Source organism: Paenibacillus sp. OT2-17 (assembly GCF_009827695.1).
Taxonomy (GTDB): Bacteria; Bacillota; Bacilli; order Paenibacillales; family Paenibacillaceae; genus Paenibacillus; species Paenibacillus polymyxa_B.
Map to the genome: position 1 here is coordinate 1 of NZ_WUDQ01000165.1, position 7353 is coordinate 7353.

Genomic DNA, 7353 nt, shown 5'->3' on the forward strand with positions numbered 1-7353 from the left:
TGATGGGAAAATGCCATGAAAATGTATTAGGAAATAGAAAAGATAAATCAAGTCGTTTCACTCCTGATATCATTTTGTCGGGGAGTGGGGCGGCTTTTTTTGTTTTTGGCTTATGTTTGTAGTCTCTTTATGTTACATTAGTATGAAAATAAAGAGCGGGGTGGAGCAGAGGACATGAAACCGGATTTGCGTACTGTGCTGAATCGTGAAATTATTGTCGGAGACGGCGCAATGGGGACTTTTTTATACCAGCTAGGATTTCCAGTAAATACGTCTTTCGAAGAACTGAACATCACTTCGCCTGACGTTATATCAGACGTGCATGCTCAATATTTAAGTGCAGGAGCTCGATTGCTGGAGACTAATACATTTTCTGCAAATGATTATAAGTTAGCCCGGTTTGGATTGGAATCTAAGGTAGAAGAGATCAATCGTGCCGGTGTGAGAATTGCCAGAGCTGCGGCCGGACCTGAACATTATGTGGTAGGTGCGGTGGGTTCCATATGTGGGGGCAAACGGCTTAACATATCAAAGCTGGAGCTGGCAAGAAACTATGAGCAGCAAATTGATGCCCTTCTCTCCGAAGGGGTCGACGGCATTTTGTGCGAAACGTTTTATTCACTGGATGAAATACGCATTGCGCTTCACAGTGTACGTAAATACAGTGACATTCCGGTAATTTGTCAGTTTGCAGTTGATCAGGTTGGTCGTACCCAGGATGGTTTTTTAGTTGCGGAAGCTTTTTCGGTGCTGCGTAATGAGGGGGCAGACATCCTTGGATTTAACTGTCACTCGGGTCCGCAGGGAATTATGAGTGTAATGGAGCAGCTGGATGGCCCTTTGTCTGTACCGCTGTCCGTATATCCGAATGCGGGACTAGCAGATTATGTGGACGGTCACTATGTATACGGTGCATCACCTGAATATTTTGGAGAATGTGCCAAGTCCTTTGTAGACCTGGGGACGAGGCTGCTCGGTGGTTGCTGCGGAACTACACCGGACCATATTGCAGCTATCTCAAAAGCTTTGAACCGTTTGCAACCGCCTCCGCTGGCTTCAAAAGAAGCTCTGTCGAAAGAGTCCTTTCAAGTGGCAGAGCAGATTGCAGATGAAGGGGAACGAGGAAATGGCAGACATACCAGCGAGCCCAACATTGTGGATATGGTTAAGGAACGACATACGGTCATTGTAGAACTGGATCCTCCGCGTGATCTGGACATTACGAGGTTTATGCAAGGTGCTCATGCGTTGAAGAAAGCCGGGGCCGACGCACTTACACTGGCTGACAACTCGCTTGCAGTTACTCGTATGAGCAACATGGCGCTTGGACATTTGGTCAGTATTGAAACAGGTTTGCGCCCATTAATTCATATAGCATGTCGTGATCGCAATCTGATTGGTACTCAATCCCACATGATGGGTTTTGACGCGCTCGGTATTGACCATGTACTGGCGGTTACTGGCGATCCGGCGCGGTTCGGTGATTTGCCAGGCGCCAGTTCGGTGTATGATATGACCTCTTTTGAAATCATACGCATGATCAAGCAATTAAATGATGGTGTTGCATTTTCCGGTAAGCCACTGAAGCAGAAGGCTAATTTTGTGGTAGGTGCCGCATTTAATCCTAACGTCAAGCATTTGGGTAAAGCCGTGCAGCGATTAGAGAAGAAAATTGCCTCCGGAGCTGATTATGTTATGACTCAGCCCGTTTACGACCACGAGCTCATTGCAGCCATCGCGGAAGCGACACGACATTTGGAAGTACCGATTTTTATCGGTATTATGCCGCTGGCTAGTGGGCGCAATGCAGAATACTTGCACAATGAAGTGCCAGGCATTCAGTTATCCGATGAGGTGCGTGCACGTATGTCTGGTCTAGAGGGTCCGGAAGGACGAGCAATGGGCGTGTCTATTGCCAAGGAGTTACTCGATACGGCAATGGAACATTTTAATGGTATCTATTTTATGACTCCATTTATGTTCTATGAAATGACAGCTGAATTGACTTCTTACGTATGGCAAAAATCAGGCCGCGTACAGGCCCCCTTGTTTCGACTATAATAATCAATTACAATAGTATAATGGATGTGATGCCGATGTCATTGAGTATGACCGGATACGGTCAAGCCATCCTTCATTATGAGGGCTATAAAGTGCGCTTGGAATTGAAATCGGTGAATCACCGCTATTGCGAAGTGATGATGAGAATTCCGCGCGAATGGACTCGTTACGAAGATGGCTTGAGAAGAACGGTTCAACAGCAGATTAAACGCGGTCGTATCGATGTCTTCATCCACAGAGAACGTGATGAAGAACAGATGCCCGCCGCGCGGTTGAATGACACTGTGGTGCAGGCTTACCTGCATGCAGCGGAGCAGCTGGCGGATCGTTATGGAGTGAAAGGAACGTTAGGGATAAGCGATATTCTTGCTTTGCCTGACGTTCTGGGTGAGCCTGGAGAGGCTTGCCATGGAGACGAAGAGGACTGGGAAGAGCAACTACAGCGAGCTTTGAATGAAGCTTTGCAAGGTTTACTGGAGATGAGAAGGCGAGAAGGCGGGCATTTGGCGCAAGATGTGGAATCCCGTATTTTACGGCTGGAATCCCTGCATCATGAAATGACGGTGCTGGCTCCTCATGTTGTGAGCGACTACCGTAACAGGCTGAAACACAGGCTTAAAGAGCTTCAGGACGGTTCATTTACGCTTGATGAACATAAGTTCGGAATGGAGATTGCGTTATTCGCGGATCGCAGCAATATTGATGAGGAACTTACCCGGCTTCAAAGTCACTTTGGACAGTGCAAGGGATTGCTGCTGTCAGACGAGCCGGCCGGTCGCAAATTAGATTTTTTAATCCAGGAAATGAACAGGGAAGTCAACACGATCGGCTCCAAGGCTAATCATCTCACATTGGTTAATTTGGTCGTTGAGATGAAAGCAGAGCTCGAGAAAATTCGTGAGCAGGCTGCAAATATTGAGTGGCTACCTGGTAGCGGCACGGCTGCAAGAGTCACATGTATAGGGGGAAAGACCTGAATATGGCAATCAAATTGATCAATATTGGTTTCGGCAATATCGTGTCGGCCAACCGAATTATCTCCATCGTCAGTCCGGAGTCTGCTCCGATCAAGCGGATTATACAGGAAGCCAGGGACCGTCATATGCTAATTGATGCTACCTATGGCCGCCGGACGCGGGCTGTTATTATTACAGACAGTGATCATGTAATCCTGTCTGCGGTGCAGCCGGAGACGGTTGCTCATCGCCTATCCACTAAAGATGATGACAATGACGAATAAAAATGGAGTGTACTATGGCTAAGGGATTATTATTTGTAATATCCGGACCTTCGGGTGTCGGTAAAGGGACGGTAGGCAACGCATTGCGTGATAAGCTACCAGAGATAACATACTCCGTTTCTGCTACAACTCGAACACCTCGTTCAGGCGAACAGGATGGAGTGACCTATTTTTTTAAAACGCGTGAAGAATTTTTGGGTATGATTGAACGAGATGAAATGCTGGAGTATGCTGAGTATGTAGGGAACTATTATGGTACTCCACGTGATTTTGTAGATCAGACGCTTGCGCAGGGAAAAGATATTTTTCTGGAGATTGAAGTTCAGGGAGCGCTAAAGGTTAAAGAAAAATTTCCAGAAGGCATATTCATCTTTCTGCTTCCGCCTTCGCTAGACGAATTAAAGGATAGAATCCGGGGACGGGGCACAGAAACTCAAGCGACCATAGACCACCGTATGTCGGTAGCTGTGGATGAAATGAATTTGTTGCGTCACTATGATTATGCGGTCGTCAATGATGAGATTGATTTCGCTTGTAAACGAATAGAATCCATTATTATCGCCGAACATTGTAAGGTTCATCCTTAAACGAGGGCTTTACATATGCCAAGCGTACCTAAAGAGAAATAATACTGTATAAGCTGAGCTTGAAGGTGTACACTGGAGTTCAGCTTATACAGTCCCAAAACTACATGAAGAGGTGTCTATTCGTGCTGTATCCTTCCATTGATGAAATGATGAAAAAGGCAGATAGTAAGTATTCGTTGGTTGTAGCGGCTTCACGTCGTGCCAGACAGTTGCGCGAGGGTGAAAAGACGACTCTCAAGAATCCTAAATCCCACAAACAGGTTGGAGTGGCATTGGAAGAGATTTACGCGGATCATCTACGTCTTGAAAGCGGCGAAGACGAGTAAGAATTATACACAACTATTATAACCGGGCGCAATGCCAATTCCTTTGACAACCGCAAGGTTGTTATTTTTTTAGGTCAGGGGGAGTTAACGATGTTGAAGGGAAAAGTTATTATTCTTGGTATAACTGGCGGAATTGCTGCTTACAAAGGGGCTGCGCTGTGCAGTAGGTTGACGCAAAAGGGAGCCGAGGTTCATGTGATTATGACGGCCTCTGCCAAGGAGTTTATTACCGAACTTACGTTGCAGTCGCTCTCTCGTAATCCGGTGTACAGTGACACATTTGATGAAAGAGAGCCGTCAGTCGTATCCCATATTCATCTGGCGGATGCGGCTGATTTGGTGCTTGTTGCTCCTGCAACTGCGAATATTATCGGGAAAATGGCGCACGGTCTTGCTGATGATATGCTGTCTACAACGCTGCTGGCTACAACAGCGCCTATTATGGTGGCCCCTGCGATGAACGTACATATGTACACTCATCCGGCAGTCATGCAAAATATGGAGACGCTTGTATCACGTGGCGTGAAGATGATTGAGCCTGGTGAAGGATTACTGGCTTGCGGTTACGTTGGCAAAGGACGTTTGGAAGAGCCGGACACAATTGTGCAAACCATAGAGCGCTTTTTTGATCAGCAAGCTCAGGAACAAAAAACCAACATCAAGTCTGAACCACGATGGTTTGGTGGCGAATCTATGGAGGCTCAAGTGCCTGAGTCACTTGTGAATGAGAATGAATCGGTGCTTTCAGGCAAAAAAGTCATTGTAACGGCTGGAGGCACGATAGAGCGAATTGATCCAGTGCGTTATATCACAAATGATTCATCTGGCAAAATGGGCTTTGCCATTGCAAAAGTGGCTCAGGAGATGGGTGCAGAGGTGCACTTGATTGCTGCCAATACCAGCGCGGAACCGCCTGCTGGTATTATGCTTGAAAGAGTCCAGTCAGCTGAAGACATGTACGCCGCTGTATTAAAGCAATGGGAAACGAGCGATATGGTCGTTATGGCTGCTGCAGTTGCAGATTATCGACCACGTGAGATTGCACAGACCAAGATCAAGAAAAAAGATAGTGTATTTACGCTAGAGCTAGTGAAGAACGTCGATATTCTAGAGTCACTCGGACAGAGTAAGAAACATCAATTTTTAATTGGCTTTGCAGCTGAAACCGAACATTTGGAGACGTATGCGATAGATAAATTAGAACGTAAAAATTGTGATTTGATCGCGGCAAACGATGTAACTGTGAATGGTGCTGGTTTTGGCGTCGATACAAATGCTGTTCAAATTTATGACCGAAGCGGGATCGTAGAGCGTATTCCTGTACAGTCAAAGGAAGAAGTTGCGCGTAAGTTGCTTACTATAGCCGCGGGACGCATGGGTGGGGTGCTGCATTAATGGAGACGGGCAATTTAGTTGCCAAGGTCATTGTCGATGTACCTGCCAAGGATACGGACCGCACCTTCGATTATCTGATACCAGACTCAATGAGACCTTGGATTGAGCCGGGTAGCCGGGTAGCTGTACCATTTGGCAAACGGACGGTGCAGGCTTTTGTCATCTCGGTAGTCCCAGCTGATGATCCAACGAAATACAGGATGAGAGCGATCCAGGAGTTGCTGGATTTGGTACCACCCTTATCTGCCGACCTAGTCGAACTGGGCAAATGGATGAGCGAACGTTATGCTTGTAATCAAATTATGGCACTGCAAGTGATGATTCCTACCGCGCTCAAGGGCAAGGCAGAACGTTATATCTCAATTGCCGAACAGCATGAGTTAACGCATCCACAGCGTACTATACAACCGAATCAGGGCGATGAACTCGAATGGGCACTTCTGACCGACGATGGTATGAGTGATCCGACGGAGCGTCGGATTGTTAGCTTCATTCAGGAGAAGGAGCAAGTCCCATTGCAGCAACTCAGTCGACGTTTCCCTGAGGAAGCAGAGGTTATTAAATCACTGTTACGCCGGGGTGTGCTTCAGGAAAGTCAAGTTATTATAGACAAACTTGGCAAAAAGACCATGAAATCCGTTGATCTGGCTATCGGCATAGACGAGGCATCAACGGCGCTGGAGCAATTTTCTACCAAAGCGCAGCGTCAGCGGGAGGTACTTGCTTTTTTGCTGGAACGTAGCGAGTTTCTGCCTCTGTCGCTGAAGGAAGTCATGACCTCACTGAGTGTGTCTGCTGCAACGGTTAAGGCGCTGGAAGATAAGGGCTATGTGTTGCTGGAGGATGTCGAAGTGTTCCGCGACCCGTACCGGGGCAGACACTTCAAGCCTACAGAGCCACTCCCTCTCACAGTAGAGCAGCAGTCGGTATATGAACGGATTATTCGCCAGCTGGACACGCGTGAGCAAGGGGCTTATTTGTTGCATGGAGTCACAGGGAGCGGTAAGACGGAAATCTATCTACAGACGATTCAGCGTTGTATTGAGCTGAATCGTCAGGCCATTGTACTGGTACCTGAAATATCGTTAACCCCACAAATGGTAGAACGTTTTAAAGGCCGCTTTGGCGATCAGGTAGCAGTGATGCACAGTAGGTTGTCCGGGGGGAACGGTACGATGAGTGGCGCAAAATACGCGAAGGCCGTGTGAAAGTGGCGATTGGTGCTCGCTCGGCAGTATTTGCGCCTTTTCGTGAGTTAGGTCTTATTATTATGGATGAGGAGCACGAAACGTCCTACAAGCAGGAAGAGACACCTAAATACCATGCGCGTGATGTTGCCATTCGCAGAGCCCATCAGCATGGGGCTGTCGTTATTCTCGGCTCGGCAACACCGTCGCTGGAAAGCTACTATGCGGCTCGCTCACAAAGCAACGACGAGTTTGAGCCGTTGCTGCTTGAAATGCCAACTCGCGCATTGGGGAACACGTTACCCGAAGTACATATCATGGTTATGCGTGAGCAACTGCGTGCTGGCAACCGCTCTATGTTCAGCCGTGCGTTGCATAATGGAATTGCAGAGTGGTTAGAGCGTAAGGAGCAGACGGTACTACTGTTGAATCGGCGTGGGCACTCCACGTTCGTCATGTGCCGTAGCTGTGGCTATGTCGCGGGTTGTCCGCATTGTGATATTTCGCTTACGTATCATCAGCGGTCGAACAATTTACGTTGCCATTACTGTGGTTAT

Annotated in this window: 6 protein-coding genes and 1 pseudogene; all 7 read left to right on the forward strand. The window is 47.5% G+C overall.

Annotated elements, in window-relative coordinates:
• Positions 1 to 174: 174 nt before the first annotated feature.
• Positions 175 to 2061, forward strand: a complete 1887-nt coding sequence (locus tag GRP75_RS16085) for a bifunctional homocysteine S-methyltransferase/methylenetetrahydrofolate reductase (protein WP_160789802.1) — start codon at positions 175 to 177, stop codon at positions 2059 to 2061.
• Between the two features lie 35 nt (positions 2062 to 2096).
• Complete coding sequence (locus tag GRP75_RS16090; RefSeq protein WP_160789803.1) at positions 2097 to 3038, forward strand: YicC/YloC family endoribonuclease; 942 nt, start codon at positions 2097 to 2099, stop codon at positions 3036 to 3038.
• A 2-nt stretch (positions 3039 to 3040) separates the two neighbouring features.
• Positions 3041 to 3301, forward strand: a complete 261-nt coding sequence (gene remA, locus GRP75_RS16095) for an extracellular matrix/biofilm regulator RemA (RefSeq protein WP_005548256.1) — start codon at positions 3041 to 3043, stop codon at positions 3299 to 3301.
• 14 nt (positions 3302 to 3315) lie between these two features.
• On the forward strand, positions 3316 to 3888 hold the full coding sequence (gene gmk, locus GRP75_RS16100) for a guanylate kinase (protein WP_013310894.1): 573 nt from the start codon (positions 3316 to 3318) through the stop codon (positions 3886 to 3888).
• Between the two features lie 122 nt (positions 3889 to 4010).
• A complete protein-coding gene (gene rpoZ / locus GRP75_RS16105; RefSeq protein ID WP_013310893.1) occupies positions 4011 to 4214 on the forward strand; it encodes a DNA-directed RNA polymerase subunit omega in 204 nt (67 codons plus the stop codon).
• Positions 4215 to 4304: 90 nt separating this feature from the next.
• On the forward strand, positions 4305 to 5609 hold the full coding sequence (gene coaBC / locus GRP75_RS16110) for a bifunctional phosphopantothenoylcysteine decarboxylase/phosphopantothenate--cysteine ligase CoaBC (RefSeq protein WP_023989307.1): 1305 nt from the start codon (positions 4305 to 4307) through the stop codon (positions 5607 to 5609).
• A pseudogene (gene priA / locus GRP75_RS16115) lies at positions 5609 to 7353 on the forward strand (replication restart helicase PriA); the annotation flags it as partial. The gene coaBC and the pseudogene priA, both read left to right, overlap by 1 nt.

Excerpts from the sequence above, each read along its gene's own strand:
- GRP75_RS16085 (WP_160789802.1), top strand. The coding sequence starts at position 175 with ATGAAACCGGATTTGCGTACTGTGCTGAATCGTGAAATTATTGTCGGA.
- GRP75_RS16090 (WP_160789803.1), top strand. The coding sequence starts at position 2,097 with ATGTCATTGAGTATGACCGGATACGGTCAAGCCATCCTTCATTATGAG.
- remA (WP_005548256.1), top strand. The coding sequence starts at position 3,041 with ATGGCAATCAAATTGATCAATATTGGTTTCGGCAATATCGTGTCGGCC.
- gmk (WP_013310894.1), top strand. The coding sequence starts at position 3,316 with ATGGCTAAGGGATTATTATTTGTAATATCCGGACCTTCGGGTGTCGGT.
- coaBC (WP_023989307.1), top strand. The coding sequence starts at position 4,305 with ATGTTGAAGGGAAAAGTTATTATTCTTGGTATAACTGGCGGAATTGCT.